Genomic DNA, 26,984 nt, shown 5'->3' on the forward strand with positions numbered 1-26,984 from the left:
GCCGCGGCCGGCCTGGCCGCGGCGGCGGCCGTCTTGCAGAGCCTTGGGCGCAGGGGCTAAGCTCGGCGTACCACACCCGTGGCGTTGCTCGGCCGCCACGGCCGGCCTGGTGTGCTCCGCCTGCCCGAGCCCGGGCCGGCACCTGGCATTTGCTCACGGCCGGGCCCGGGGCGTACAGTGCCCGCGGGCCGGGCTTTGCCACAATCCCTGGCCAGGACAGACCTTTCATGAGCCCAAGACCCATGCCCTCTTTGCCCATCAAGCTGCTGGGCGCCGTGCTGGCGCTGAGCGCCTGGACCCTGCCGGCCCAGGCCCAGATCAAGATCGGCCAGACGGCCGGCTTCAGCGGCCCGGTGGCTGCCGGGGTCAAGGAAACGACCGAGGGCGCGCGCCTCTACCTGGACGCCGTCAACGCCCAGGGCGGCGTGGGCGGCCAGAAGATCGAGCTGATCACCCTGGACGACAAGTTCGATCCCAAGCTCAGCGCGGCCAACGCCAAGCAGCTGATCGAGCAGCGCGGCGTGCTGGCGCTTTTTCTGAGCCGCGGTACGCCCCAGACCGAGGCCCTGTTTCCCCTGCTGGCCCAGCACAAGCTGGCCCTGGTGGCGCCCTCCAGCGGCGCCATGCTGCTGCACAAGCCGGTGAACCCTTATGTATTCAATGTGCGTGCCACCTACCAGCGCGAGGCGGAGCAGGCGGTGCAGCACCTGGTGGGCCGCGGCGTGCAGCGCGTGGCTCTGGTGCAGGTGGATGACAGCTTTGGCGACGATGGTGCCGCCGGTGTGCTGCACGGCCTGCAGGTCGCCAAGCTCAAGCCCAGCGTGCACCTGAAGTACCCCCGCACCCAGCCCCAGCTGGCTCCGTTGATGAAGCAGGTGGCCCAGGCCGATGCCCAGGCCCTGATCTTCATCGGCGCGGCCGAGCAGGTGGCCGAAGGCGCCAAGGCCTTGCGCGCCGCGGGCTCCACGGCCCAGCTGCTGACCTTGTCCAACAATGCGACGGCTGGCTTCGTTCGTCTGATGGGCGCTCAGGCTCGCGGCGTGATCGTGAGCCAGGCCTTCCCGGCTGAGCGCTCCATCAACCTGGCCCTGGTGCGCGAGGCTCAAGCCCTGGCCAAGGCGCGCAAGCAGGAGCTCTCGCCCGGTATGCTCGAAGGCTTCACCGCCGCCAAGGTGCTGGTGGAGGGGCTGAAGAAGGCGGCCAAGGACAAGGCCCTGGACCGCGCCGGCTTGGTCCGTGCGCTGGACAGCCTGGGCAAGCTGGACTTGGGTGGCCTGGAGCTGGGCTACAGTCCGGCCGACCACACGGGCCTGGACTACGCCGACATGGCCATCATCGGACCCGACGGCAAGTTCTGGCGCTGAGCCCCGCTGCCTGAGCCGGGCGTAGAACGGACAATTGCTCACAACTTGCCGGGCTGCGTCAAGGCTGCCATGCTGGCGCGCGGCCACAATCCGCGCCGGAGGTGATACCACGATGCAAACCATCATCAAGCAGACCCTGCTGGCGGCCGCGCTGGCCCTGAGCCTGCCCGCCTGGGCCCAGATCAAGATCGGCCAGACGGCCGGCATCACCGGACAGGCAGCCGTCGGTGTCAAGGAGATCACCGAGGGCGCGCGTCTGTACCTGGATGCGGTCAATGCCCAGGGCGGTGTGGCCGGGCAGAAGATCGAGCTGATTTCGCTGGACGACAAGTTCGATCCCAAGCTCAGCGTGCCCAATGCCAAGCAGCTCATTGATCAGGGTGTGCTGGCCCTGTTCCTCAGCCGTGGCACGCCGCACAGCCAGGCCCTGCTGCCCCTGTTGGCCGAGCACAAGCTGGCCTTGGTGGCGCCGTCCACGGGGGCCATGCTGCTGCACCGGCCGGTCAATCCCCATGTGTTCAATGTGCGCGCCACCTACCAGCGCGAGGCCGAGCGGGCCGTGCTGCATCTGGCGGGCATGGGTGTCACGCGCATCGGCTTGGTGCAGGTGGATGACAGCTTTGGCGACGACGGCGCAGCCGGCGCCCTGCGTGGTCTGGAGCTGGCCAAGCTCAAGCCCGCGGCGCATCTGAAGTACCCGCGCGCCACGCCCAATACCGCGCCGCTGATGAAGCAGATGGCCCAGGCCGATGTGCAGGCCCTGGTCTTTGTCGGTTCGGCCGACACCGTGGCTGAGAGCGTGGAGTTCCTGCGTGCCGCGGGCTCCAATGCGCAGCTGGTCACCCTGTCCAACAATGCCTCGTCCGGCTTCATCAAGCTGCTCAAGGGCCAGGCCCGTGGCGTGATCGTGAGCCAGGTCTTCCCCTCCGAGCGCTCCATGAACCTGGCCCTGGTGCGCGAGGCGCAGGGCCTGGCCAAGGCCCGTCAGATGGAGCTGACGCCGGCGGGCCTGGAAGGCTTTACCGCCGCCAAGGTGCTGGTGGAAGGCCTCAAGCGCGCCGCCAAGGACAAGGATCTCAGCCGCGCCGGCCTGCTGCGCGCCCTGGACAGCATGAGCAAGTTCGATCTGGGCGGCCTGGAGCTGAACTTCAGCCCCAGCGACCACACGGGCCTGGACTATGCCGATGTGTCCATCATCGGGCCGGACGGCAAGTTCTGGCGCTGAGCAGAGCGGCTCAGGCCTGACTAAGGGCTCGGGCGGCCCACGCCGGAGCCCCGGGTCTGAAGGCGGGCTTCTGGGCTGACGAAGGCGCGATTGATGCCGGCTTTCTACAATCCGGCCAATGTCCTCAGACAGCAAGACGCCCTGGCCCGGTCTGGCCCTGGCCTCCCTGGGTGCCGTGGCGTTCTCGGGCAAGGCCATCATCGTGAAGCTGGCCTACCGCCATGGGGTGGATGCCGTCACCCTCATCATGCTGCGCATGCTGTTTGCGCTGCCCCTGTTCCTGCTGCTGGCCTGGTGGGCGGGGCGGGGGAAGCCGGCATTGACCCGACGCGACTGGATCGCGGTGCTGGGCCTGGGCTTCTCGGGCTATTACCTGGCCAGCTTTCTGGACTTCGCCGGCCTGGCCTATATCTCGGCCAGCTTCGAGCGCCTGATCCTCTACCTCAATCCCACCCTGGTGCTCTTCCTGGGCTGGATCCTCTTCAAGCGCCGGGTGACGGGGCGGCAGCTGCTGGCGCTCTCGGTGAGCTATGCCGGCGTGCTCCTGGTCTTCGGGCAGGAGCTGCATCTGCAGGGCAGCGATGTGCTGCTGGGCGCGGCCCTGGTCTTTGGCAGCGCCGTGAGCTACGCGCTCTACCTGGTCTACAGCGGCGAGGAGGTCAAGCGCCTGGGCGCCATGCGCCTGACCGGCCTGGCCACCACGGTGGCTTGCATCCTCTGCATCGCGCAGTTCCTGCTGCTGCGGCCTGTGGCGGGCCTGGCCGAGCTGGCGCCCCAGGTCTGGTGGCTGTCCCTGCTGAACGCCACGGCCTGCACCTTCTTGCCGGTGCTGGCGGTGATGATGGCCATTGAGCGCATCGGGGCCACCCTGGCCGCCCAGACCGGCATGATCGGCCCCATGTCCACCATCCTGATGGGCGTGTGGATCCTGGGCGAGCCCTTCACGCCCCTGGTGGCCGTGGGGACGGTGCTGGTGATGGGTGGCGTCTGGTTGTTGACGAGATGGAGATGAAACGATGGACTTGGGACTGAAGGGCCGCTGGGCCCTGGTGTGTGCGGCCAGCAAGGGCCTGGGGCGCGGCTGCGCCGAGGCGCTGGCGGCCGAAGGCGTGAATGTGGTGATCACGGCGCGTGGCGCCGAGGCCCTGGAAGCCACGGCCGCCGCCATTCGCGCGGCACATCCGGGTGTGGAGGTGCGCACCGTGGCCGGCGATATCGCCACGGCCCAGGGCCGGGCCGCAGCCCTGGCCGCCTGCCCGCAGGTGGACATCCTGGTGAACAATGCCGGCGGCCCGCCGCCCGGTGACTTCCGCGACTGGGGCCGCGAAGAGTGGCTGGCGGCGCTGGAGGCGAACATGCTCACGCCCATCGAGCTGATCAAGGCCACGGTGGATGGCATGGCCGAGCGCGGTTTCGGCCGGGTGGTGAACATCACCTCGGGCGCGGTCAAGGCGCCCATCGATGTCCTGGGCCTCTCCAACGGCGCCCGCTCCGGCCTGACCGGCTTTGTGGCCGGGCTCTCGCGCCAGGCCCGCCTGGCGGGCCGCAATGTGACGATCAACAATCTGCTGCCCGGCGCCTTCGATACCGAGCGCTTGCAGAAGACCCTGGCGGCGGGCGCGGCCAAGAGCGGGCAGGCGGCAGATGAGGTGGCGGCCAAGCGCCGCGCCGGCATCCCGGCCCAGCGCTTTGGCACGGCGGCCGAGTTCGGCGCCGTCTGCGCCATGCTCTGCAGCCAGCAGATGGGCTACCTCACCGGCCAGAACATCCTGCTGGACGGCGGCGCCTACCCCGGTACCTTCTAAGTCGGCCAAGAAAAAGCCCGGCGGGCCGCTGGCGGCCGCTCCGGGCTTTTGTTCAGCCGAGGCGAGGGCTGATTACTGCTTACGCAGCAGCACCTTCTTGACCCAGCCCTCGCCCTTGGGCGACTGCACTTTCAGGAAGCCGTCCTTCTCCTCGCCCAGGTACAGCACCTCGTCGCTGCGGGCCAGGGTCTGCAGCTCGGGCGCGCCCTCGCGCGGCAAGCGCAGCACCTTGGCGCCGCCGATCTTGGGCACCATCACATCGCCCTCGGCCGCGGCATTGGCCTGCACGCTCTTGGCCGCATTGGCCTGGGCCGCCGCGCCCGCCTTGGGCTGGATCAGGGAAGGGTTGTTCTTGACCGCGCGAACGATGTTGTTCCAGTTGTCCACGAAGGAGGCGGTGATCACCTTGCCCTCGTTGGTGTTGGAGTAGCCGCCGGCGCCCACGCCCACGCCGCCCCCGAAGAGGGCACCGCCCAGGGAGAAATCGGCCTTCTCGGCGCTGCCCTCGGCCGCCGCCACCTGGATGCCCGAGCGGGCGTCCACCAGCAGCATGCTGGTCTGGGCCTGCTTGAACTTCAGGCCGCCGGCGATGGCGCCCAGGGCCCGGCCGGCACCGCCGAACAGACCCAGCACGCCCGCGCCCACGCCGCCGGCATTGTTCTCGGAGAACACCACATTGGGCGTGACCAGGAAGTCGGCCGTGACCATCTGGCCCTGGCCCATGTTGGAGCCCTGCTGCAGCATGCCGGACTGGGCCAGCTGGCGCTCCTGCATCATGTTCTGCATGGCCACACCGCGCTCGATGACCTGGAAGCAGTTGGACTGCTGGATGATCATGCGGATCAGGCCGTTGGGCGAGGCCAGGCCGTAGCCGCGCAGGCGCACCAGCAGATCGTCCTGCGGCTCATGCACGGCGATCGTGCCCTTGGGCGCGTCGCAGCGCTCCAGCTGGCTGTTGGCATTCTGGGCGCCGTCCGGGCCCGCGCTGCCGGTGGCCACCGAGCCGCCCTTGCCCAGCTCCTGGGCCGCGGAGACGAGGGGGATCAGGGCCAGCAGGCCGCAGACAGCAGGGATGCGCCAGGCGCGGGCTTTGGATGCCATGTGTGAACTCCCGTTTCTTGGATGACAAGCGAAAACGCGAATTCTGGCAGTCACCCCCGGCGGCTCACACCCCAAGAATCAGCTTCTTGCGGACTCGCTCACGAACTGGCGGCCGGGCGTCGCGTCGAGACCACGATGCCGCCCACGATCAGGGCAAAGGCCGCCCCGTGGTACCAGGCCGGCCACTCGCCCAGCAGGGCGGCCGACATCAGGGCGGCAAAGACCGGGGTCAGGTTCACGAAGAAGGCGGCCAGGGCCGGACCGGCCTCGGCCACGCCCTGGCCCCAGCAACGGTAGGCGATCAGCGAAGGGCCGATGGCCACATAGACCAGGGCCAGGAGCAGGGCCGGGCTCCAGTGGATGGGTTGCCCGGTCCAGAGCTGCTCGGCGCCGGCGCTGCCGACCGCGAAGATCAGGCCGAAGGCCAGCTGGCTCATCATGGTCTCGGCCCAGTTCCAGGCCGGCTTCTCCTCGCCCTGCATATGTGCCGGCGGGCGCGCCAGCAGCCAGCTGTAGAGCGCCCAGGAGAAGACGGCCAGCAGCATCAGCAAATCGCCGGGCAGGAAGTGCAGCTCAGCCAGGCGTGCAAGCTCGCCATGCGTGATCACGAAGGCTACGCCCACCAGGGAGAGCAGGGCGCCCAGCAACTGGGGCCGCGTGGGCTTCACGCCATAGACCAAGGCGCCGACGGCCATCATCCACACCGGCATGCTGGCGGTGATCAGGGTCACGTTCAGTGCGGTGGAGCTGCGCAGGGCCTGGTATTGCAGGGCGTTGTAGCAGCCCATGCCCAGCACGCCGACCAGGGCCAGATAGGGCCAGCGCCGTAGCAGCGGGCCCGGATGGCGCAGCAGCCGCCAGCTCAGGGGCAGCAGCAGCAGGAAGACCAGGCCCCAGCGCAGGCTGTTCAGCAGCAGCGGCGGCACGCTGGTGGCCACCAGGCGCCCGACCACGGCATTGCCGGCCCAGAGCAGGGGCGGCAGGGTGAGCAGAAGTGCAAGTCGGGGCGTGAGCATCGGGGCGGGCACATGGCGGCAAAGGCTGGCACGATAGCGGAAGTTCAACAGTCGATGAGGAGCATGTCGATGAGCCGAGGCGAGCGAGAGCTTGTGATCCAGTCCCCGGGCGGGCCCGAGGTGCTGCAGTGGACGCCGGTGCAGGTGGGCGAACCCGGCCCCGGCGAGCTGCGGCTGCGCCACCATGCCATCGGTCTGAACTACATCGACATCTACCACCGCAGCGGCGCCTACCCGCTGCCGCTGCCGGCCCGCCTGGGCATGGAGGCGGCCGGCGTGGTGGAGGCGGTGGGCGAGGGCGTGACGCATCTGGCCGTGGGTGACCGCGTGGCCTATGCCAGCCAACCGCCTGGCGCCTATGCCACGGCCCGCGTGATGCCGGCGCGTTGTGTGGTGCGATTGCCGGAGGGCATCGACTTCGAGACCGGCGCGGCCATGATGCTCAAGGGCCTGACGGCCCAGTACCTGCTGCGCAAGACCCTGCCCCAGGGCGGTCTGGCGGCGGGCGACTTCGTGCTCTTTCATGCCGCGGCCGGCGGCGTGGGTCTGATCGCCTGCCAGTGGGCGCGCGCCCTGGGCCTGCGCCTGATCGCCACCGCGGGCTCGGACGAGAAATGCGCCCTGGCCCTGGAGGCCGGGGCGGTGCACGCCATCAACTACCGACGCGAGGACTTCGCGGCCCGCGTGCGCGAGATCACCGGCGGCCAGGGCGTGAAGGTGGTGTACGACTCGGTGGGTCTGGACACCTTCGAGGGCTCGCTCAACAGCCTGGCGCCCTTCGGCCTGCTGGTGAGCTTTGGCAATGCCTCGGGTTTTGCGCCCCCGGTGCAGCTGGGCCAGCTGGCGGCCAAGGGCTCGCTCTATGTGACCCGGCCCACGCTTTTCACCCATCTGGCCACGCGCGAATCCACCCAGGCCATGGCCGACGATCTGTTCGCGCGTGTGCTGGCCGGCGATATCAAGATCCGTGTGGAACAGCGCTACACCCTGGACCAGGTTCAGCAGGCACACCGGGATCTGGAGGCGCGCCGCACCGTGGGCTCAGGCGTGTTGCTGGTCTGAGCGGGCCTCGGCGCGCGCCGTCTCGGGGGGCGCTGCCGCCGGTGCGCGTTGCAGCAACAGCTCAAAGCTGAAGCAGGAGCCGGTGCCGGGCTGGCTTTCCACCATGACCTGGCCGCCCATCAGGCCCACCAGGCGCTGCACGATGGTCAGGCCCAGGCCGGTGCCGCCGTAGCGGCGTGTGATGCTGCCATCGGCCTGGGTGAAGGGGTCGAAGATCTGGGCGATCTGCTCGCGCGTCATGCCGATGCCGGTGTCGTGCACCGAAAAACGCAGGTGGGCGCCGGCCTCGGGCTCGCTGCCCGCCTCGTCCAGGCGCAGCACCTCCAGGCGCACCTCGCCCTTCTCGGTGAACTTGAGCGCATTGCCCACCAGATTGACCAGCACCTGGCGCAGGCGCAGCGCGTCGCCCTGCACATGCAGGGGCACGCCGGGCTGCACCCGGGCATGCAGGGCGATGCCTTTCTCGTGCGCATGCAGCAGCAGGGGCTGCAGGGCCTCGCGCAGGCAGTCGTGCAGGGAGAAGGGCTGCTGCTCGATCTGCACGCGGCCGGCCTCGATCTTGGCCACGTCCAGCAGGTCGTTGATGATGACCATCAGGCCCTTGGCCGAGTTGTGGGCCAGCTCGATGAACTTGCGCTGGCGCTCGCTGAGCTCGGTCTGCAGCACCAGCTCGGTCAGGCCCAGCACGCCGTTCATGGGCGTGCGGATCTCATGGCTCATATTGGCCAGGAAGCTGCTCTTGGCCTGGCTGGCGGCCTCGGCGGCCAGTCGGGCGGCCTCCAGCGCGGCCTGGCTGGCCTTGACGTCGGCAATGTCGCGGGCATTGAACTGCATGACCAGTTCGCCGGTCACCGGATCGCGCATGGGGCGCGCGTCCACGCCGTGCCAGCGCCGGCCGGCCGTGGTGACCCGTTCCAGATCGGCGGCAAAGCTCTGGCCGCGCTGCACCTGACCGAAGACGCGGCGGGCCAGATCGGGGTCGGGGAACATGGCCAGAAAGGCCTTGTTGCCGCGCGCCTCGGCCAGGCCGAAGGCGGTGGCGGCGGCGGGGTTGCGCATCAGCACCGAGCCGTCGCGCAGGCTGAACATGGCGATGCGCACCGAGGTGTGCTGCAGGGCCTCCACGCCGCGCAGCATGCTCTTGTCAACGCCGGCGGGCAGGGCGTCGGCGGCAAAGAGCATGACCTGGCGGCGGTCGGGCGTGCGGATGCCGCGCGAGACCAGCAGCACCGTGGTGGCCTGACCACGCGGGTAGAGCGTCCATTGCTCGCGCACGATCTTGCCCTGGGCATGGTCGGCGGCGGTGACGGCCAGGCGCTCCTTGACCATGGGGCTGGTGTCGGAAAAGTCGCGCGAGAGAAACTCTTCGGCGCTTTCGGCGCGCCAGAAGGAGAGGGCGGCCGCATTGGCCCAGAGGTTGCGCTGGCGCTCCTGGTCGAAGACCCACATGGGCACATCGAGCCAGTCGTAATGCGTCAAGCTGGAGAAATCGAGCATGGGCGGCGGCGTGGTCAACGCCGTGAATTGTCGCTGCGGCGGCAGATCCGCCGCTGAGGATTTTCACCGTGCAGCATTACGCCTTGACGGCGCTGCGGTAGGCATGCCAGCTGGCGTGTCCCAGCCAGGGCCCGACCACCAAGAGGCCGGCAAAGCCCGGCAACATGGCCAGCACGACCAGCACCGTGATCAAGGCGCCCCAGAAGAGCATGACCCCGGTCTGGGTCAGCAGCAGGCGCAGGCTGGTCAGGCCGGCGGTCACCGCGTCGGTGGGCCGGTCCAGCAGCATGGGAATCGCGATCACGCTGATGCCGTAGATCAAACCGGCAAAGACCGCGCCCACGCCGAGATAGGCCACGATGAAGCCCAGGTTCTCGGGGTCCAGCAGCTTCCAGACGGAGCCGGCAAAGTCCGGCATGCCATCGAAGCTCACCGCAAAGACCACCAGGGCGGCTCGCCCCCAGATCATCTCCAGCACCAGCAGCACCGCGCCAAAGAGGGCCAGCTGCCCGATGCGGGCCTCGAAGGCCAGCAGGGAGTCGCCCAGATCGGGCTGCTCGCCGCGCTCCAGCCGCTGGCTGACCTGGTACAGACCCAGGCAGAGAAAGGGGCCCATCAGCAGGAAGCCGGCCGAGAGCGCCAGCGTGTAGGCCGGCGCATGACGGAAGACCACCAGCAGGGCCCAGCCCATGGCCACGAAGCACAGACCATAGAACAGCGCGATGCCCGGCGCGCGGCGCAGATCGCGCCAGCCGGCCGCCAGCCAGCGCAGCGGATCGCGCCAGCTCAGGGTATTGAGCGCGATGTCGAAGGCCGAGGTGCCGGGTTCGGCCGCTTTGTCGTCGAGGGGGTCGGTCGGGGCCATGCCCCAGCGTAAGCGGCCCGACCGGCTCCGTACCAGCGGGTTAGCCCGGGACTGCGGGATGCCTCGGGGTACTCAGCCGCCGCGGCGCACGCGCCGGATCTCGTCCCAGATCAACAGCACCGCGCCCACGGTGATGGCGCTGTCGGCCACATTGAAGGAGGGGTAGTACCAGCCGGCCCAGTGCAGCTGGATGAAGTCCACCACATAGCCGTGCAGCAGCCGGTCCACCACATTGCCGATGGCGCCGCCCATGATCAGGGTGAGGGCAGTGGCAAACAGGGTCTGCTGACCATGCCGGCGCAACATCCAGATGATGAAGATGGTGGCGACCGTTCCCAGACCCACGAAGAACCAGCGCTGCCAGCCCGAGGCCCCGGCCAGGAAGCTGAAGGCGGCGCCCGTGTTGTGGACCCGCACGACATTGAAGAAGCTGGTCACGTAGCGGCTGTCGCCCAGCTGGAAGTGCCCCAGGATCAGGGTCTTGGTGAACTGGTCCAGCAGGATAACGAGCAGGGCAATGCCCAGCCACAAACCCATGCGGGAGGACGGGGATTTGGTAGAAGCGGAACGCATGGCCTGCTGTCCTCAGGCCACGCGGCGGGCTTCGCCGTCGCCATGCAGATTGCTGTCGCAGCGGCCGCACAGCGCGGGATGCTCGGGATTGATGCCCACATCCTCGCGGTAGTGCCAGCAGCGCTCGCACTTCTGATGGCTGGACGGTGTGACCTTGATGCTCAGCTCGGCCGCCGCCTCGACGCGCGCCGCCGAGGTGATCAGCACGAACTTCAGGTCATCGCCCAAGCTTTGCAGCAGGGCCAGGTCTTGCTCGGGCGCGCCGATCAGCAGCTCGGCCTGCAGGGAGGCACCCACCTGGCCCTGGCTGCGCAGGTCTTCAATGGCCTTGTTGGCCAATTCACGGATCTCGCGAACACGCCCCCACTTCGCCAGCAGCGCTGCGTCGGCGGGCGGGAACTGCCAGAAGGTCTCGGTGAAGATGGTCTCACCACCGTTGAACACCTTCCAGGCTTCCTCGGCCGTGAAGCTCAGGAAGGGAGCCATCCAGCGCAGCATGCCGTTCGTGATGTGCCACAGCGCGGTCTGGGCCGAGCGACGGGCGACGCTCTTGGGGGCCGTGGTGTAGAGGCGGTCCTTGAGCACGTCCAGATAGAAGCCACCCAGGTCCTCCGAGCAGTAGACCTGCAGCTTGGCCACCACCGGGTGGAACTCGTAGCGCTCGAAGTGCGCCAGCACCTCGGCCTGGAACTCGGCGGCGCGGGCCAGGGCGTAGCGATCCACTTCCAGCAGCTGGTCCAGCGGCAGGGCCTCGGTCGCGGCATCGAAGTCCGAGACATTGGCCAGCAAAAAGCGCAGGGTGTTGCGGATGCGGCGGTAGCTGTCCACCACGCGGGCCAGGATCTTCTCGTCCAGACCCAGGTCTCCCGAGTAGTCGGTGGCAGCCGTCCACAGACGCAGGATCTCGGCGCCCATCTTGTCGGACACGGTCTGCGGTGCGACCACATTGCCGACCGACTTGCTCATCTTGCGGCCCTGGCCGTCCACCACGAAGCCGTGGGTCAGCAGGCCCTTGTAGGGCGCGCGGCCGTACAGCGCTGAGGCGATCAGCAGCGAGCTGTGGAACCAGCCGCGATGCTGGTCATGGCCTTCGAGGTAGAGGTCGGCCTCGGGGCCTTCGGCATGGGCCGCGCCCGCATGGCTGCCCTTGAGCACATGCTGGAAGGTGGAGCCGGAGTCGAACCAGACATCCAGGATGTCCTGGCCCTTGCTATAGGCTTCAGCCTCGGCACCCAGCCACTCGGCCGGGTCCAGCTTGGCCCAGGCCTCGATGCCGCCCTGCTCGACCAGCTGCGCGGCACGCTCGATGAACTCCAGGGTCCGCGGGTGGGCCTCGCCGCTGTCCTTGTGCAGGAAGATGGGCAGGGGCACGCCCCAGCTGCGCTGGCGGGAGATGCACCAGTCGGGCCGGTTGGCGATCATGTCGCGCAGGCGGGCCCGACCGTTCTCGGGGTAGAAGCTGGTGGCGTCGATGGCTGCCAGTGCGGTTTGGCGCAGGGTCTGGGCAGGGGCCTCGGTGGCGAAGAGGCCGGCTCCCTCGTCCATGCGCACAAACCACTGGGCGGCCGCGCGGTAGATCACCGGCGTCTTGTGGCGCCAGCAATGCGGGTAGCTGTGGGTGATCTTGCTGTGGGCCATCAGGCGGCCGGCGTTCTGCAGGGCCTCGGTGATGACCGGGTTGGCCTTCCAGATGTGCAGGCCACCAAACAGGGGCAGGCTGGCCTCGTAAGTGCCATTGCCCTGCACCGGATTCAGGATGTCCTTGAAGGCCAGGCCGTGCGAGACGCAGCTCTGGAAGTCGTCCAGACCGTAGGCGGGTGCGGAGTGGACCACACCGGTGCCGTCGTCGGCCGTGGCGTAGTCGGCGAGATACACCGGGCTTTCGCGGTCATAGCCCGCATCCACATGGGCCAGCGGGTGCTTGAACTTCAGCAGCTCCAGCTGGCGGCCCTGGGTGACGGCGACCTGCTCGCCCTCCAGCTGCCAGCGCGCCAGGCATTTCTCGACCAGGGCCTCGGCCACGACGAAGTAGCCACGCGCGGTCTTGATCAGGGCGTAGGGCAGCTCCGGGTTGAGATTGAGCGCCTGGTTGGCCGGGATGGTCCAGGGTGTGGTGGTCCAGATCACCGTGAAGGCCTCGGCATCCAGCGCAGCCAGTCCGAAGGCCGCGGCCAGCTTGGCCGGCTCGGCGCAGAGGAAGGCCACGTCCACCGCCGGGCTCTGCTTGTCGGCGTACTCGATCTCGAACTCGGCCAGCGACGAGCCGCAGTCAAAGCACCAGTAGACAGGCTTGAGGCCGCGATAGACGAAGCCGCGCTCGAACAGGCGCTTGAGCACCCGGATCTCGCCGGCCTCGTTGGCGTAGTCCATGGTGCGGTAGGGCTTGTCCCATTCGCCGAGGATGCCCAGGCGCTTGAAGTCGGCGCGCTGACCGTCGATCTGCTCGCCAGCATAGGCACGGCTCTTGGCCTGGACCTCGTCCCGCGGCAGGCCGCGGCCATGGGTCTTCTCGATTTGGTTCTCGATGGGCAGGCCGTGGCAGTCCCAACCCGGGATGTAGGCCGCATCAAAGCCGGCCAGCTGGCGGGCCTTGACGATCATGTCCTTGAGGATCTTGTTGGCGGCATGGCCGATATGGATCTGGCCGTTGGCATAGGGCGGGCCGTCGTGCAGCACGAACTTCGGCGCGCCGCAGCGTGCGTCACGCAGCTTCTTGTAGATGCCTTGCTCTTCCCAGGCCTTGACCCAGGCGGGCTCACGCTTGGGCAGGTCGCCCCGCATCGGGAAGGGGGTATCGGGCAGGTTCAGGGTGGAGCGGTAGTCTTTGGCGGCGTCGGTCATGGCGGCAGCAGTGAAGGGCAGCCCCGGGGGGTCTGCGTTGTCGGGTGGGGGGGGGGCGGGGGCGCGCGCAGCGCTTCAAATTCGGTCGCGCGTGGTCTGGCGGCTGACCTTCACATACGAGGCGCTGTGCGCGGCCAGGTAGGCGCGCGCCTGATCCACGTCGCGGGCAATGGCCGCGCTCAGGGCTGGCAACCCGTCGTAACGGGCTTCGTCTCGCAGTTTGTGCAGGAGTTCCACGCGCACAATTTTACCGTAGGCCCCATCCCGGCCCAGCGCGGCCGGCCAGTCCAGGCAGTGCACCTCCAGCAGGATGCGTCCGGCCTCTTCCACCGTGGGCCGCACGCCCAGGGAGGCCACACCGCCCAGCGGCTTGTCGCTCAGGCCGTGCACGCGCACCGCGTAGATGCCATGGGCGGCCGACTTGCGGTGCGGAAAGCGCAGGTTGAGGGTGCGAAAGCCGTCGCCCGCGCCCGTGCTGGACTCATTGAGCTGGCGGCCCAGCTTCTGGCCATGCACCACATGGCCCGAGATCGAGTAGGGCCGGCCCAGCAGGCGCGCGGCAGCTTCCATATCGCCCGCGCCCAGGGCCTCGCGCACCGCCGAGCTGGAGACGCGCAGACCATGCACCTCGTAGCTCATCATGCGGGCCACATCGAAGCCTTCGCGGGCACCGGCGGCGTCCAGGGTGGCGTAGTCGCCCTGGCGCTTGGCGCCGAAGCGGAAGTCATCTCCCACCAGCACATAGCGCGCGCCCAGCCCCTCCACCAACACCTCGCGGATGAAGTCCTGCGCGCTCAGGGCGGCCAGGGTCTCATCAAAGCGCAGCACCACCACCTGGTCGATGCCGCAGCGTTGCAGCTCGCTGAGCTTGTCTCGCAGCGGGGCGATGCGGGCGGGGGCCAGCTCGGGCTTGCCCAGGCGCTGGGCAAAAAAGTCGCGCGGGTGGGGCTCGAAGCTCAGCAGGCAGCTGGGCAGACCGCGGTGCTGGGCCTCGGAGCGCAAGAGCGCCAGCATGGCCTGATGCCCGCGGTGCACGCCGTCGAAATTGCCGATGGTCAGCGCGCACGCGGGCGCGATGCCGGGATGGTGGAAGCCGCGGAAAACCTGCATGGGCGAGGATTATCTACGGCCCGAACTGTCGCTCAGGCAGGCGCGGGCTGGCGCAGATGGCGCTGCACCACATCAAGCAGATCTTGCATCTCGAATGGCTTGACCAGGTAGTCGTCCATGCCTGCCCGCAAACAACGGTCCCGGTCGCTGTTCACGGCGCTGGCGGTCAGCGCCACGATGGGCAGGGGGGGGAGACCCTGATGGCGCTCATGAGCTCGCCAGCTTTGCGTGGTTTCGAAGCCGTCGAGCTCCGGCATCTGGCAGTCCATGAGCACCAGTTCATAGGTTTGCCGCTTCATGCATTCCAGGGCCTGCAGCCCATCCTCCGCCTGGTCCACGCTCAGGCCGAAGCTCTCCAGCATGGCCCCCGCAACCAGCAGGTTGACAGGGCTGTCATCCACCAGCAGCACACGTCCCGTCAGTCGTGGAAGTTCCCGAACGGCCCGGTCTTCCTGGCCGGGCAAAGGCGCCGGTTCACAGGCCTGCATGGGCAGGGTGAATTCGAAGACCGAGCCTTGGCCCGGCTGGGAGGAGCAGCGCAAATCACCGCCCATGGCGCGGGCCAGCTCGCGTGAGATGGTCAGGCCCAGGCCCGTGCCCTCCGGGCGGGGGGATTCAAGCCGATAGCTGCGCTCGGCCTGCTCGAAGGGCGCAAAGATGCGCTCCATCTGGTCGGCCGGTATGCCCTCGCCGGTATCACGCACCGCAAATCGCAGCAGGGTGCCGGCGCGCATGTCCAGGACGGCAGCCACCTCGACGCTGACGCTGCCGCGGCTTGTGAATTTGATGGCATTGCCCACCAGGTTGTGCAGCACCTGCTTGATGCGTGCCGCGTCGCCGACCACGCAGCCCGGCAGCGAGGCGCCGTACACGAGCTGGAAGTTCAGGCCTTTGTCCGCCGCACCCGTGGCCAGCAGCTGGCACACATCGTCCACGGCTTCCCGCAAGGGCAGGGGGCGCGGGACGATCTCCAGCTTGCCGGACTCGATGCGTGCCAGGTCCAGGATGTCATTGATCAGGGTGAGCAGATGCCGGCCCGAGCGGCGCAGGATCTGTACTTGTTCGCGCTGCTGTGTTTGCAGCTCGCCGCGCTCCAGCAGCTGGGTGATACCCAGAATGCCGTTCAGCGGGGTGCGGATTTCATGGCTCATCATGGCCACAAACCGGCTCTTGCTGTGGCTGTTGCGCTCGGCGGACCGCAGGGCCTGCTCGCGTTGCTCTGCGATCAAGGCGTTTTCGAAGCGCAGGCGTAGCAGCTCCATATGCCGCGACTGCATGCGACGGGCCTCGAACACCGAGACGCCCAGAAACAGCCCAAGGCCCGCGGCCACGATCAGACCGGAGCTGTCCTGGCTCAGCAACTCCATCACCATCAGTGGCAGAAAAACCAGGGTCGAGAACAGGAGGTGTGCCGGCCACAGGCAGCTGAGTGAGAACAGGCTGATGGCGCCCAGGCCGACCACAGACGCCAGCAAGATGCCATCGAGCTCTGGAACCGCGGGACTTCGGAACAGCAATCCCATGCTGCCCCAGCTCAGCGCATCCAGCGTTAATAAGGCCAGGTAGCGCTGCAACCAGGGCTTGCCCTCCATGGGATCTGGCCTGGCGCGCCTGAAACGCAGCACGTCCGCGCATCTCAGCAGGCTGATCAGCAGACGGACGCCCAACCAACCCAGCAATAGCGTCGCCGAGAAGTGCGGCCACAGCCACCCGACCAGCGGGCCGCAGAAAAGCAGTCCCACGGCGGTAGGCGCCAGGGTCTGGTCGTAAAGGACGGCCAAGCGTTCTGCACGCACCATGTGTGCGATGCGATCCGCGTGCGCCGTGGTTCCTCCATCCTCTATGGATTCGGCGCTCATTGATGTCATCCAGCCAACGACGGAACCTTCTGTCTCGAAGGTTTCCACAGGTCCGCTTTCTACCGGCTTCAGATGACAAGACGCCTAGGGGCAACCCTTGTGCGTGGCGTGGTCGCCGCAGCACGCCCTAGGACATACCCGCAGGCACCGATCCCGGCTCAGGGCCAGATGAGTGCCGGGCTGCTCACCCAGGTCCAGCCCCCAGGCGGCAGATCCTCGGGCAGGCTCAGCGCGCCAAAGCGCGGCCGGTGCAGCGCTTCCACCCGGTTGCCCACGGCTGCCACCATGCGCTTGACCTGGTGGTACTTGCCCTCGGTGAGCGTCAGGCGCAGGCCGTGGCTGTCATAGGCCTCTGCCTCCTCGGCGCGGGTGAACTCGGGCGGCGGCGCGGGCCTTGCGGGGCGGCCAGGGCGTGCCACCGGTTCGGGCTCACGCAGTTCCACGCCAGCCAGCAGCTGGGCCACCTGCTCGGGGCTCAGCGGATGCTTGCAGCGGGCCTCATAGACCTTGGGCACATGGTGCTTGGGGCTGGTGAGCTTGTGGATCAGGGTGCCATCGTCGGTGAGCAGCAGCAGGCCCGTGGTGTCCTCGTCCAGACGGCCAACTGGCTGCACGCCGCGCTCGCGCAGCGGGGCGGGCAGCAGGCTCATCACGCTGGGGTGGTGCTTGGGCTTTTGCGAGCACTCGTAGCCGGCGGGCTTGTTCAGCAGGATCAGGGCCTTTTCGTAATAGGGCCAGGTCTTGCCGCTGACCTCGAACTGCAGGCCTTCGGGCTCGAACTCGGCCTCGGGGTCTTCGACGAGCTCGCCGTTGACGCGCACCTCGCCGTGCTGGATCAGGCCGGCGCACAGGCGCCGGGTGCCGAAGCCTTGGGAAAACAGGATCTGTGACAAACGCATGGCGCGATTATCCCGCTGCCGTCCCGTCGAGGTCTGCCAGGCCAGGCAGGCCCGGCAGACCGCGCGCCGCACGCACCCCGCGCAGCACCGCCAGGGCTGTGGCCTCGGCCGCCAGCAGGCCGAGCAGGCGCAGATCGGCGCCGGGCTGTGTGCTGCCTGCGGCGGCGGTGGACAGGGCGAAGATCGTGTCCCCGTCGCTCACGCTGTGCACCGGATTGATGCTGCGGGCCAGTCCGTCGTGCGCGATCTGGGCCAGCTTGGTGGCGCCGCTGAGCAAGGCCGGCGCGTTGGTGGCGACTATCCCCAAGGTGGTGGCGCTGCCAGAGAGCGGGCCGCCGGGCAGGGCCTGGCCCTGCAGCAGGGCCTGCACCATGCCCATCGGCCGACCGTCATCGCCGCGGGCTCCGGCCAGCAGTCGTCCATCGGCCGGGTTCAGGATATCGCCCACGGCATTGACCACCACCAAGGCTCCCACCACCAGATCGCCCACACGCAGCGAGGCGCTGCCGATGCCGCCTTTCATGGCGCGCTCAAAGCCCAGCAGCTTGCCCACCGTGGCCCCGGCGCCGGCGCCCACGCTGCCCTCGGCCGGCGCGATGCGGCTGGCGGCCTCACAGGCGGCGTAGCCGGCGGCGGCATCGGGGGTGATGCGCGGGTTCTCGCCCACCCACAGGTCGAAGATCACTGCAGCCGGCACGATGGGCACCCGGGCGGGCCCGACGGCCAGGCCATGGCCGCGCTCCACCAGCCAGCGCATCACGCCGCTGGCAGCATCCAGGCCAAAGGCGCTGCCGCCCGAGAGCAGCAGGGCGTGGATGCGCTCCACCGTGTTCTCGGGGGCTAGCAGATCGGTCTCGCGCGTGCCCGGTGCGGCGCCACGCACATCGACCCCGGCCACCGCGCCCTGCTCGCACAGGAGCACGGTGCAGCCGGTGGGGCGCAGCGGGCTGGTCCAGTGCCCGACCCTCAGGCCGGGAACATCGCAGATGCCGCCGCCGCTGACGCCGGCGGCCTCAGGCAAAGACACCGGCCTGCTCCTGCATGCGGGCGCTAACCTCGGCCAGATGGTGCAGGCTGTCGCCGAACTGCATCTCCATCACCGTGAGGCGCTTGAAGTAATGGCTGCCCACATATTCGTCCGTCACACCGATGCCGCCGTGCAACTGGGTGCATTGCTGCCCCACGAAGCGCATGGACTGGCCCAGCTGCAGCTTGGCCTGGGAGAGGGCGCGGCGACGGGCCTCGGGCGGCTCGCCCAGCTTGAGGGTGGCGTAGTAGCTCATGGAGCGCGCCAGCTCCAGCTGCATCTTCACATCGGCCATGCGGTGGCGCAGAGCCTGGAAGCTGGCGATGGGCACGCCGAACTGCTTGCGGGTGTTCAGGTAGTCGGCGGTGAGGATCACGAACTTGTCCATGGCGCCCACGGCCTCGGCGCACAGGGCGGCAATGCCCACGTCCACCGCCAGTTCCAGCACGGACTGCCCCTGATCCGGCCCCGCCAGCAGGGTGGCGGGGCATTGGTTTAGCTGCAGCTCGGCGGCACGCGAGCCGTCCTGCAGGCTGTAGCCGCGCGTGCTGAGACCGGGGGCCTCTCGCTCCACCAGGTAGAGCGCCAGGCCCTGGGGTGTTTGCGCGGGCACGATGAAGGCCTCGACCACATCGCCGGCCGGCACCAGGCTCTTGCTGCCGCTGAGTCGCCCCTGGGCATCGGCCTGGGTGTTGACCCGGTCGAGCCGGTAGCGCGCGCCGCGCTCCTGATGGGCCAGCACCACGAGGGCCTCGCCGCCGGCGATGCGCGGCAGCCATCGGGCCTGGACCTCGGCCGGCGCCCAGGCCAGCACGGTGGGGGCGATGAGCGCGGCCTGAGCATAGGGCTCCAGCACGATGCCGCGACCCAGTTCCTCCATCACCACCATGGCGTCCACGGGGCCCTGACCCAGGCCGCCCTGGTCCTCGGGCACCAGCAGGGCGCTCAGGCCCAGGCCGGCCAGGCCCTCCCAGGCTGTGCGGTCAAAGCCGCCGGCCCGCACGATGGCGCGGCGGCGCTCGAAGTCATAGTCCTTGTCCACCCAGCGGCGCACGGCGTCGCGCAGGGAGTCCTGGTCTTCGCTGAAGTCGAAATCCATGGTTTGCACCCCTGGGTCAGCCGAGCACGGTCTGCGCCACGATATTGCGCTGGACCTCGTTGGAGCCACCGTAGATGGTGGTCTTGCGGTAGTTGAAATAGGTGCCGGCCAGGGGCGCACAATGCGCAGCCCCGCCCGGCCAGAGCCCACCCAGGGCCTGGTCGCCCTGCCAGCCGGCCTCCATGGCCTCGTGGATATAGGGCGTGGAGAAGGGGCCACCGGCCAGCATCATCAGCTCGGTGTAGCGCTGCTGGATCTCGCTGCCGCGGATCTTGAGCAGGCCCGCCACGTCCAGCGATTGCTTGCCGCTTTTTTCGGCCGAGAGCACGCGCAACACCATCATTTCCAGGGCCACGATGTCCACCTCCAGCAGGGCGATCTGGTCGCGGAAGCGGACGTCTTCATAGACGCCTTCGGCCTTGGCGATGCGCTTGAGCCGTTCCAGTTCACGCTTGGCGCGATTCACATCGGCGATATTGCTGCGCTCATGGGCGAGCAGGTACTTGGCATAGGTCCAGCCCTTGTTTTCCTCGCCCACCAGGTTCTCCACCGGCACCTCGACATTGTCGAAGAAGACCTCGTTCACCTCGTGCTCGCCGTCCAGCATGATGATGGGTCGCACCGTGACGCCGGGCGACTTCATGTCGATCAGCAGGAAGCTGATGCCGGCCTGGGGCTTGACCGTGGGGTCGGTGCGCACCAGGCAGAAGATCCAGTCGCCGTACTGGCCCAGGGTGGTCCAGGTCTTCTGGCCGTTGACGATGTATTTGTCGCCACGGCGCTCGGCGCGGGTCTTTACCGAGGCCAGGTCGGAGCCTGAGCCGGGCTCGCTGTAGCCCTGGCTCCACCAGACCTCGCCGCTCATGATGCCGGGCAGATGGCGCTGCTGCTGCTCGGGTGTGCCAAAGGCCATGATGACGGGGGCCACCATCACGGGCCCGAAGGGCACGACGCGTGGCGCGCCGGCCAGGGCGCATTCTTCCTCAAACAGGTGGCGCTGCACCGCATTCCAGCCCGGGCCGCCAAACTGCTTGGGCCAGGCCCAGCCATGCCAGCCCTGCTTGCCCAGGATGCGGGCCCAGCGCTGCAGATCGTCCTTGCTCAGGCGCAGGGCCTTGTGCACCTTGTCACTGATGTCTTGCGGCAGGTTTTCCGCCACCCATTGACGCACCTCCGCTCGAAAGGCCAGCTCCTGCGGTGTGAACTTGAGGTCCATGCGCTCTCCTTGTTGCGGCGCCGTTTGTAGCACGGTCGTGCTATTCCCGCCTGTCCTCTCGGCGACGCCGCAAGCCAGGCGCTTCAGTGGGTGGAACTGATAGACGCGCTTTCAGGATCTGGGCATGAAAAAAGCGACCCGTGGGTCGCTTTTTTGAACCAGAGCGCCACCTTGTGGCGCTTTGCCGGCTTTATATGCGGACCATCAGGCCGCCGACTTGCTCTTGCGACGGCGCCCGGCGATCACGCCCAGGGCCGCGATGCCCACCAGGGCCAAGGAAGCGGGTTCGGATACCTTGCCGCCCGTGGCCTTGGAGACGGACAGGAAGGTCTGTGAGCCGCCCAGCGGGCTGGAGGCGAAGACTTGGTAGGTGTAGCTGGTGCTCGCCGACAGGTTGACATTATTGACATTGCCCCAGGCGTTGGCGGCCGTGCTGGTCACCGCGCTCAGGTAGGCGGCCGCCTGCGTCTGGAATCCGGTGTCGGTGTCCGTGTCACGCAGACCACCAGCACCGATGCCGTAGTTGGATTCGGATTCACCCAGAATCGACCAGATGGCGTACTGGAAGGCTGCCGACTTCTGGGCGCTCTTCAGCGAGTCTTCGTAGGCGTGCGAATACAGCTCAACCAGGTTGTTGAGAACCGTGGTCTTGTTGGCTTGCAGGCCGTACTGGGTGCTGGACGAGCCCGTGTTGTAGGCGGAGCTCGTATAGGGCGTGGCCGAGAACAAGGCCGTGTAGGTCGGCGTGCCCGAGCCGGTGATGAAGTTGCTGAGCGAGGTCGTGGTGTAGGCGCTGGGCAGGTTGGCGCCATTCAGGGGGTCCAGGCAATAAACCCAGAAGGAATTGGCCTTGGTCGAGCTGGTGGAGACGCTCATGGCACCCAAGGACACATCGCGGCTCGTTGTGTTGCCGAACTTTAGCCGCTCCGATTCCGTCATGCCGCCACCGGTGCCCCAGTACAGGCTCTGTGCAGCCGCGGGCAGCGTGACACAAGCCGCCGCCGTGAGCAGCAGGGGAGCAAAGAATCGCTTGAACGCAGTAGTCGCGTGGGTCATTTTCGATATCCCTGAGTGGCTTGGTGCCGAGCTTTTACGCAGTGTGGTGGCATGGTAGCAGTGCAAGCAGGGTTTTGAGCTGGGGCCGTACCCCCCGTTTGAAGGGGCGTGATATGCGTCCGCAAGAGCCGGTTCGATGGCCTGTGCCGTCAGTTCCGGCATCCGGGAGGTGTACCTCACAGGCAGATAAGGATTGCACTCGGCCTCAGCAGGCCTCACAAGCCAATCGATTTGCGCAAGGCTTGCACATCCGGGCGATTTGACAGCCCGGGGGCGAGATTGAGGGCTGCCTTCAGCTCCTCCCGGGCTTCGGCCTTGCGGTCCAGCCGGCTCAGGCCGGCGGCCAGGCTCAGGCGCAGCTCCGGGGAGGACGGTGCACGCAGCCTGGCCTCCCGAAGCCGATGCACGCCAGACTCCACCTCACCCTGCTGCACCATGATGGTGCCAAGCAGGGCCAGCGCCTCGGCATTGCCAGGTGCAAGTTGCACAGCCTTTTCCGCGGCGGACTTGGCCGCCGGGTCGCGAGCCTTCATGAGGCTGCCGGCGTACTTGAGCCACAGGATGGGGTTGCCGCCATCGGCCTGAAGCAGGCGGGAATAGCTCTGCTTGCTGTCCGACGCCAAGCCGGCCTGTGACTGAACTTCCGCCAGGGCGAACAGCGCGTTCCGGTCCTGAGGCTGCTTCTTTTGCCAATCGCTGAGCAGGCTGACGGCAGCCTGCGCCTGGCCGGAAGCGAGCAGGGCATTGGCCAGCAGAATGGCATTGGGCGTGCCGGGCGAGCGATTGAAGGCGCTGCGGTAGCTGTCTGCCGCCGCGGCAAACTGGCCCCGACCCATGGCCGCGTGGCCGTTCACGGTGTGCGTCAGGGTTTCATTGGGATGTTTGGCATTCAGCGCCTTCAGCGCGGCGTCGGCCTTGGCCCGGTCGCCGCGCTTGAACTCGATTTCCACTTGAAGGCTCATGGCGCCCAGATCGTTGGGGCGAGCCTGCAGGGCCTTCTGTACGTTGTAGATCGCGTCGTCCACGCCGTCAGCGGCCAGCAGCATGCGGCCCAGCATGACCAGCCTCTCCGCATCCTGGTCCACCAGGCGGGAGGCATCGCGGAGGGTGCCGCGCGCGCGCTGCAGATCGCCGGCGCTCATGTTTGTCTGGCCCAGGGCAATCAGCACCGGTACATCGCTGGGGTTCTTGGCTGCCAGGGTCTTGGCCACGCTCAGAGCGCGTGTGATATCGCCCTGCTTGCTCAGCGCATCGATCATGGCCATGCCGGCCCTGGTGTCGTTGGGCTGAAGGCTCATGGCCTGCTCCCACAGGGGCAGGGCCTCATTCAGACGGCCGGCGCGGAATTCCAGCACGCCGAGCTGGAACATGAGCCCGGCGTCACGGTTGTTTTCCTTGAGCAGCTGGGTGAGCCGCTGGCGAGCCGGCTCGAAGCGGCGCTCCTCGATGTCCAGCCAACTCAGATTGACGGCGGCCGGGAGGAACTTGGGGTCTAGCTTGAGCACACCTTCGAAGGCGTCGCGGGCCCCCTTCTTGTCACCCGTGCGGCCGCGGATATTGCCCAGGAAGCTGTGCATGGTGAAGTTGCCGGGATCCACCTGGACGGCGGCCTCGGCCGTCTTGCGTGCCTTGTCGGCCAGCCCTTGCTGGGCATAGAGCATGGACAGGCGCGTCAGCACATCCACGTCCTTGGGGTTCTGTGCCAGGGCGGCTTCGAGCAGTTCGATACCCCGCTTGTCATTGCCCAGGCCCAGCTGAGTGATGCCCAGATCCCGCATGACCATGGCGCTGGGCGCCTTGCCAAGAGCCTGCTCGAAATACTCGCTGGCTTGCCGGTAGTGCTTGCGACCGAGATGCAGTCGCCCCAGGGCGTTCAGGATGGCGGGCTCGTTGGGCGACTCGCGCAGCAGCCCTTCCAGGATGGGCTGCGCCTGGCTGTACTCGCGTGCATCGATCAGCAGGGAGGACAGCAGCAGCTGACCGGCAAAGTGCTTGGGTGCGAGTATCAGCAGGTTCTTGAGCCTCTCGCGGGCTTTTTCGGCATTGCCGAGCGCCTGATGGGACAGGGCGGCGGCCATCAGGATCGCCTCGTCCCCATTGACCACGCCTGGTGGCAGGATGTCGGTCTGTTCCACCACTTCCGTGAAGAACTTCTGGGCGCTCTTGCTGTCGCCGCTGCGGGTGGCAAGGGCTGCGCGCAGATAGCTGGCCCTGGGGTCGACGATGGCCCCCTGCTTCAGGACGTCCAGGGTTTTGCCGGCATCGGCGTTGCGGCCCAGCAGGGCCAGCAGACCGGCCTTAGCCACCACAGCGTCCACCTGGCCTTTCTCCAAGGCCAGTGCGCGGTCCAGGGCGACGAGCGCTGGCGTGCTCTCGCCAGTGATCTGCAGCACCGCTGCCAGCGTGGTCCAGGCGCTGGCCGATTTGGGCTCCAGCTCGGTGGCGCGCGTGGCGCTGGCCTTGGCGCCCGCCACATCACCGCTGCGCAGCTTGAGCTTGGCCTCACCGATCAGCGGGGCCGCCATGTCCGGAGCGGCGCGGCGCGCTTGCTCGAAGCTTTGCGCTGCCAGCGTCCGGTTGCCTTGCATGGCATAGGCACTGCCACGCAGCACCAGGGCCTCGGCCAGGGTGCTGCCGCTCAGGCCATCGGTATTCAGGCTCTCAATGATCTTGCGGTTCTCGCCCAGGATCAGGTAGACCTGACCCAGGGGGAGTACGACCTCGCTGCGCGCCACGCCCAGAGCCTGGGCCTGCTCCAGCGCCGCTTCCGCGGCCTTGATGTCGCCGGTGCGCAGCAGGGCCTTGCCCAGCAGCAGGTGCGCGGCCAGCATCTTCGGGTCGGCCTGGATGGCGTTCTTGAGCTGCACGATGGCGCCGCTCAGATCTTCCTTGGCGTAGCGGGTCAAGGCATCGTCATAGTGGCGGCTGCCCGTGTTGGCCCATGCCAGTGTCGATGCCAGTGCCAGGGGAGCCAGGGCGAGCTGAATACGGGTTTTCTGCTTGGAAATTCGTGTCATGGCTTTCGCGCGCCAGGGTTGGAGCGCCTGTAGGCTGGCCCGGCATAGGGCCCAGGAGGGGGTCAGTAGCGCAGCTGCAGGGTCAGCGTGTCGTTTTCGCGGCGCATCTGGAAGCGGTTGAGGAAGCTGTTGCCCAGCAGCACATGACTCATCTGGCCGGGCACGACGATGGCATCCACGTTGTGGATCTCCACATCGCCCACGCGCACGCTGGCCAGCTGCAGCACATGGGCGGGCACCACGCCATTGGCGGTCTGGGTCATTACCCGGCGGCCCTCGCTGAACTTCAGGCCCAGGCGTTCCGCCTCGGCCTGAGCCAGAGAGACCGTGGTGGCGCCGGTATCGACCAAGAACTGCGTAACCCGGTTGTTGATGGTGCCTTGGGTGATGAAATGCCCGCCCGGGCCCGAGCTCAGCACAATGGACCGTGCCTGGGGCGTGCTCTGCGCAGCAGCGCCGACCCGGGCAGGCGTACTGCCCAGGTTCAGGCTCTGGCGACGACCGCCCTCAAGTTCGACCACGATCTGCTCGCCCTCGAGGCTCAGCAGCTTGACGCCTCGCACCCGTTGGCCGACGCTCACGGTCGTCGGCTGCCCGTCAATCACCAGCAGGGCGGCCTTCTGACCCAGGCTGCCATTGAAGCTGACGTTCTGGGCCCCCGATGCGCCGGCCATTGCCAGACCGGTGAGCAGCAAGGCGGGGGCACGCATCATGAGGATTACTTTCGGTAGTTCTCGAAGCTTACGGGCAGGTCCGCCAGCTCCTTGCGCAGCACGCCCTGGGCGGCCTGCAGATCATCCAGGCTCTTGCCGGTAATGCGCACGATATCGCCTTCGATGGCGGCCTGCACCTTGAGCTTGCTGTTCTTGATGGCGGCCACGACCTTCTTGGCCTCGGCGGCTTCCAGACCGGACTTGATCTTGTAGACCTGCTTGACGCGGTCACCGCCGAGCTTCTCGATCTTTTCCTGCTTGTCCACAAAGCCCAGCACCACGCCCTGCTTGGTTAGCTTGGCATAGAGCACACCCTCGATCTGCTCGAGCTGGAACTCGGCATCGCCGGTGGCGTGGATCTCTTTTTCCTTGTCCTTGAACTCGATGCTGGCGCTGGTGCCCTTGAAGTCGAAGCGGGTGGAAATTTCCTTGGCGCTGGCGTCCACGCTATTGCGGACCTTGACCATATCGGGCTCGAGAACGGTATCAAAACTAGGCATATCGGTTTTCTGTGCGGGCGGACTGCCCTTGATCGGCGAAAATTCTGCCATGCCCGACCACGCTGTAAATCCCCCGAACTCGCCGGCCCTGCTGCTGGAGCGGGATGTCAACCTCAAGTCCTACAACAGTTTCGGCCTGCCGGCCCTGGCCGAGCGCCTGGTGCGCATCCGCGAGGAGGCCGATGTACGTCGCGTGGTGGATCACCCCGAACTGGGCCGTGCGCCCAAGTTCGTGCTGGGCGGCGGCAGCAATATCGTGCTCACCCGCGATGTACAGGCCGTGGTGCTGAAGATGGAGATTCCGGGCATCCGCCTGCTGGAAACACGCGAGGATGCCTGGATCGTCGAGGCCGGCGCGGGTGTGCGCTGGCACGATCTGGTGAGCTGGACGATCGAGCAGGGCTATCCCGGACTGGAGAATCTGGCCCTGATCCCGGGCACCGTGGGCGCGGCGCCGGTGCAGAACATCGGCGCCTATGGCATCGAGCTCAAGGACCGTTTCGAGAGCCTGGACGCGGTGGACCTGGTCACCGGCCGCACGGCCCTGCTGCCGGCGGCCGTCTGCCGCTTCGGCTATCGCGACAGCGTGTTCAAGCAGGACGGCGAGTCCGTCTTCGGTGGCCTGGCGGGCAAGAGCGTGATCACCCGCGTGCGCTTTCGCCTGCCCCGGCCCTGGCAGCCCCAGCTCGACTATCTGGACCTGCAGCGCAAGATGGCCGAGACCGGCATCACGGCGCCGGATGCCCGCCAGATCTATGACTGGGTCTGCGAGATCCGCCGCGCCAAGCTGCCCGACCCGGCCCGGATCGGCAATGCCGGCAGCTTCTTCAAGAACCCGGTGGTGAGCGAGGAGCAGTGCCGCGACATCATCGGCCGCGACCCCGGCATCGTGCACTACCCCATGCCGGATGGCACGGTGAAGCTGGCTGCGGGCTGGCTGATCGATGCCTGCGGCTGGAAGGGCAAGACCGTGGGGGGGGCGGCGGTCTACGAGCGCCAGGCCCTGGTCCTGGTCAACCGGGGCGAGGCGCGCGGCGCCGAGGTCGTGACCCTGGCACGCGCCATCCAGGAGAGCGTCTACGGCCGCTTCGGCATCCGCCTGGAGCCCGAGCCGGTGCTGCTGTAAGCGCCACGCCTTG

At 67.7% G+C, this 26,984-nt stretch carries 22 protein-coding genes; 6 read left to right on the top strand and 16 right to left on the bottom strand.

What is annotated here, in order from left to right; genetic code table 11:
* Positions 1-242 precede the first annotated feature (242 nt).
* The 4 genes from ACK5F2_RS10480 (at position 243) to ACK5F2_RS10495 (ending at position 4,394) form a co-directional block, all read left to right on the top strand.
* On the top strand, positions 243-1,364 hold the full coding sequence (locus tag ACK5F2_RS10480; protein WP_409864529.1) for an ABC transporter substrate-binding protein: 1,122 nt from the start codon (positions 243-245) through the stop codon (positions 1,362-1,364).
* Positions 1,365-1,476: 112 nt separating this feature from the next.
* Entirely contained in the window at positions 1,477-2,589 is a 1,113-nt protein-coding gene (locus tag ACK5F2_RS10485) for an ABC transporter substrate-binding protein (protein WP_409864530.1), read from the top strand.
* 118 nt (positions 2,590-2,707) lie between these two features.
* Entirely contained in the window at positions 2,708-3,601 is an 894-nt protein-coding gene (locus tag ACK5F2_RS10490; protein WP_409864531.1) for a DMT family transporter, read from the top strand.
* A gap of 4 nt (positions 3,602-3,605) precedes the next feature.
* Positions 3,606-4,394, top strand: coding sequence for an SDR family oxidoreductase (locus tag ACK5F2_RS10495; protein ID WP_409864532.1), 789 nt, complete (start codon positions 3,606-3,608; stop codon positions 4,392-4,394).
* 72 nt (positions 4,395-4,466) lie between these two features.
* Here ACK5F2_RS10495 and ACK5F2_RS10500 read toward each other — a convergent pair whose 3' ends face one another.
* A complete protein-coding gene (locus ACK5F2_RS10500; RefSeq protein ID WP_409864534.1) occupies positions 4,467-5,495 on the bottom strand; it encodes a CsgG/HfaB family protein in 1,029 nt (342 codons plus the stop codon).
* 98 nt (positions 5,496-5,593) lie between these two features.
* The gene (locus ACK5F2_RS10505) at positions 5,594-6,511 is read right to left on the bottom strand and encodes a DMT family transporter (protein WP_409864535.1); all 918 of its coding nucleotides are present in this window, start codon (positions 6,509-6,511) and stop codon (positions 5,594-5,596) included.
* A 69-nt stretch (positions 6,512-6,580) separates the two neighbouring features.
* On the opposite strand from ACK5F2_RS10505, the gene ACK5F2_RS10510 reads away from it, so the two are divergent.
* Positions 6,581-7,573 carry a quinone oxidoreductase family protein gene (locus ACK5F2_RS10510; RefSeq protein ID WP_409864586.1) on the top strand — a complete coding sequence of 331 codons (993 nt, stop codon included), beginning with the start codon at positions 6,581-6,583 and terminating at the stop codon, positions 7,571-7,573.
* Here ACK5F2_RS10510 and ACK5F2_RS10515 read toward each other — a convergent pair.
* From ACK5F2_RS10515 to ACK5F2_RS10580, 14 genes are all read right to left on the bottom strand, one after another.
* A complete protein-coding gene (locus ACK5F2_RS10515; protein WP_409864536.1) occupies positions 7,553-9,070 on the bottom strand; it encodes an ATP-binding protein in 1,518 nt (505 codons plus the stop codon). The two genes, ACK5F2_RS10510 and ACK5F2_RS10515, sit on opposite strands and share 21 nt — an antisense overlap.
* Positions 9,071-9,146: 76 nt before the next feature.
* Entirely contained in the window at positions 9,147-9,935 is a 789-nt protein-coding gene (locus ACK5F2_RS10520) for a DUF2189 domain-containing protein (protein WP_409864537.1), read from the bottom strand.
* Positions 9,936-10,007: 72 nt separating this feature from the next.
* Positions 10,008-10,508 carry a signal peptidase II gene (gene lspA / locus ACK5F2_RS10525; RefSeq protein ID WP_409864538.1) on the bottom strand — a complete coding sequence of 167 codons (501 nt, stop codon included), beginning with the start codon at positions 10,506-10,508 and terminating at the stop codon, positions 10,008-10,010.
* A 12-nt stretch (positions 10,509-10,520) separates the two neighbouring features.
* The gene (gene ileS, locus ACK5F2_RS10530; RefSeq protein WP_409864539.1) at positions 10,521-13,349 is read right to left on the bottom strand and encodes an isoleucine--tRNA ligase; all 2,829 of its coding nucleotides are present in this window, start codon (positions 13,347-13,349) and stop codon (positions 10,521-10,523) included.
* A 75-nt stretch (positions 13,350-13,424) separates the two neighbouring features.
* Positions 13,425-14,459 carry a bifunctional riboflavin kinase/FAD synthetase gene (locus tag ACK5F2_RS10535; protein ID WP_409864540.1) on the bottom strand — a complete coding sequence of 345 codons (1,035 nt, stop codon included), beginning with the start codon at positions 14,457-14,459 and terminating at the stop codon, positions 13,425-13,427.
* A 32-nt stretch (positions 14,460-14,491) separates the two neighbouring features.
* Complete coding sequence (locus ACK5F2_RS10540) at positions 14,492-16,318, bottom strand: ATP-binding protein (protein ID WP_409864541.1); 1,827 nt, start codon at positions 16,316-16,318, stop codon at positions 14,492-14,494.
* Positions 16,319-16,476: 158 nt separating this feature from the next.
* Entirely contained in the window at positions 16,477-17,217 is a 741-nt protein-coding gene (locus tag ACK5F2_RS10545; RefSeq protein WP_409864542.1) for a pseudouridine synthase, read from the bottom strand.
* A gap of 7 nt (positions 17,218-17,224) precedes the next feature.
* Positions 17,225-18,244 carry a P1 family peptidase gene (locus ACK5F2_RS10550; protein WP_409864543.1) on the bottom strand — a complete coding sequence of 340 codons (1,020 nt, stop codon included), beginning with the start codon at positions 18,242-18,244 and terminating at the stop codon, positions 17,225-17,227.
* A complete protein-coding gene (locus tag ACK5F2_RS10555) occupies positions 18,231-19,343 on the bottom strand; it encodes an acyl-CoA dehydrogenase family protein (RefSeq protein ID WP_409864544.1) in 1,113 nt (370 codons plus the stop codon). The genes ACK5F2_RS10550 and ACK5F2_RS10555 overlap by 14 nt, the downstream gene beginning before the upstream one ends.
* A 16-nt stretch (positions 19,344-19,359) precedes the next feature.
* On the bottom strand, positions 19,360-20,559 hold the full coding sequence (locus ACK5F2_RS10560; RefSeq protein ID WP_409864545.1) for an acyl-CoA dehydrogenase family protein: 1,200 nt from the start codon (positions 20,557-20,559) through the stop codon (positions 19,360-19,362).
* Between the two features lie 204 nt (positions 20,560-20,763).
* The gene (locus ACK5F2_RS10565; RefSeq protein ID WP_409864546.1) at positions 20,764-21,615 is read right to left on the bottom strand and encodes a PEP-CTERM sorting domain-containing protein; all 852 of its coding nucleotides are present in this window, start codon (positions 21,613-21,615) and stop codon (positions 20,764-20,766) included.
* Positions 21,616-21,830: 215 nt separating this feature from the next.
* The gene (prsT, locus tag ACK5F2_RS10570) at positions 21,831-24,632 is read right to left on the bottom strand and encodes an XrtA/PEP-CTERM system TPR-repeat protein PrsT (RefSeq protein WP_409864547.1); all 2,802 of its coding nucleotides are present in this window, start codon (positions 24,630-24,632) and stop codon (positions 21,831-21,833) included.
* Positions 24,633-24,694: 62 nt separating this feature from the next.
* Positions 24,695-25,345: a TIGR02281 family clan AA aspartic protease gene (locus ACK5F2_RS10575; RefSeq protein WP_409864548.1), complete on the bottom strand. Its 651-nt coding sequence runs from the start codon at positions 25,343-25,345 to the stop codon at positions 24,695-24,697.
* A 5-nt stretch (positions 25,346-25,350) separates the two neighbouring features.
* A complete protein-coding gene (locus tag ACK5F2_RS10580) occupies positions 25,351-25,845 on the bottom strand; it encodes a YajQ family cyclic di-GMP-binding protein (RefSeq protein WP_409864549.1) in 495 nt (164 codons plus the stop codon).
* An 88-nt stretch (positions 25,846-25,933) separates the two neighbouring features.
* On the opposite strand from ACK5F2_RS10580, the gene murB reads away from it, so the two are divergent.
* On the top strand, positions 25,934-26,971 hold the full coding sequence (murB, locus tag ACK5F2_RS10585) for a UDP-N-acetylmuramate dehydrogenase (RefSeq protein WP_409864588.1): 1,038 nt from the start codon (positions 25,934-25,936) through the stop codon (positions 26,969-26,971).
* Positions 26,972-26,984 lie beyond the last annotated feature (13 nt).

Origin of the sequence: Roseateles sp., from assembly GCF_046300915.1 — a bacterium.
Taxonomy (GTDB): Bacteria; Pseudomonadota; Gammaproteobacteria; order Burkholderiales; family Burkholderiaceae_C; genus Kinneretia.

What these genes read in the sequence shown, in the direction of transcription:
- ACK5F2_RS10480 (WP_409864529.1), top strand. Translation starts at nt 243, where the DNA reads ATGCCCTCTTTGCCCATCAAGCTGCTGGGCGCCGTGCTGGCGCTGAGC.
- ACK5F2_RS10485 (WP_409864530.1), top strand. Translation starts at nt 1,477, where the DNA reads ATGCAAACCATCATCAAGCAGACCCTGCTGGCGGCCGCGCTGGCCCTG.
- ACK5F2_RS10490 (WP_409864531.1), top strand. Translation starts at nt 2,708, where the DNA reads ATGTCCTCAGACAGCAAGACGCCCTGGCCCGGTCTGGCCCTGGCCTCC.
- ACK5F2_RS10495 (WP_409864532.1), top strand. Translation starts at nt 3,606, where the DNA reads ATGGACTTGGGACTGAAGGGCCGCTGGGCCCTGGTGTGTGCGGCCAGC.
- ACK5F2_RS10500 (WP_409864534.1), bottom strand. Translation starts at nt 5,495, where the DNA reads ATGGCATCCAAAGCCCGCGCCTGGCGCATCCCTGCTGTCTGCGGCCTG.
- ACK5F2_RS10505 (WP_409864535.1), bottom strand. Translation starts at nt 6,511, where the DNA reads ATGCTCACGCCCCGACTTGCACTTCTGCTCACCCTGCCGCCCCTGCTC.
- ACK5F2_RS10510 (WP_409864586.1), top strand. Translation starts at nt 6,581, where the DNA reads ATGAGCCGAGGCGAGCGAGAGCTTGTGATCCAGTCCCCGGGCGGGCCC.
- ACK5F2_RS10515 (WP_409864536.1), bottom strand. Translation starts at nt 9,070, where the DNA reads ATGCTCGATTTCTCCAGCTTGACGCATTACGACTGGCTCGATGTGCCC.
- ACK5F2_RS10520 (WP_409864537.1), bottom strand. Translation starts at nt 9,935, where the DNA reads ATGGCCCCGACCGACCCCCTCGACGACAAAGCGGCCGAACCCGGCACC.
- lspA (WP_409864538.1), bottom strand. Translation starts at nt 10,508, where the DNA reads ATGCGTTCCGCTTCTACCAAATCCCCGTCCTCCCGCATGGGTTTGTGG.
- ileS (WP_409864539.1), bottom strand. Translation starts at nt 13,349, where the DNA reads ATGACCGACGCCGCCAAAGACTACCGCTCCACCCTGAACCTGCCCGAT.
- ACK5F2_RS10535 (WP_409864540.1), bottom strand. Translation starts at nt 14,459, where the DNA reads ATGCAGGTTTTCCGCGGCTTCCACCATCCCGGCATCGCGCCCGCGTGC.
- ACK5F2_RS10540 (WP_409864541.1), bottom strand. Translation starts at nt 16,318, where the DNA reads ATGAGCGCCGAATCCATAGAGGATGGAGGAACCACGGCGCACGCGGAT.
- ACK5F2_RS10545 (WP_409864542.1), bottom strand. Translation starts at nt 17,217, where the DNA reads ATGCGTTTGTCACAGATCCTGTTTTCCCAAGGCTTCGGCACCCGGCGC.
- ACK5F2_RS10555 (WP_409864544.1), bottom strand. Translation starts at nt 19,343, where the DNA reads ATGGATTTCGACTTCAGCGAAGACCAGGACTCCCTGCGCGACGCCGTG.
- ACK5F2_RS10560 (WP_409864545.1), bottom strand. Translation starts at nt 20,559, where the DNA reads ATGGACCTCAAGTTCACACCGCAGGAGCTGGCCTTTCGAGCGGAGGTG.
- ACK5F2_RS10565 (WP_409864546.1), bottom strand. Translation starts at nt 21,615, where the DNA reads ATGACCCACGCGACTACTGCGTTCAAGCGATTCTTTGCTCCCCTGCTG.
- prsT (WP_409864547.1), bottom strand. Translation starts at nt 24,632, where the DNA reads ATGACACGAATTTCCAAGCAGAAAACCCGTATTCAGCTCGCCCTGGCT.
- ACK5F2_RS10575 (WP_409864548.1), bottom strand. Translation starts at nt 25,345, where the DNA reads ATGATGCGTGCCCCCGCCTTGCTGCTCACCGGTCTGGCAATGGCCGGC.
- ACK5F2_RS10580 (WP_409864549.1), bottom strand. Translation starts at nt 25,845, where the DNA reads ATGCCTAGTTTTGATACCGTTCTCGAGCCCGATATGGTCAAGGTCCGC.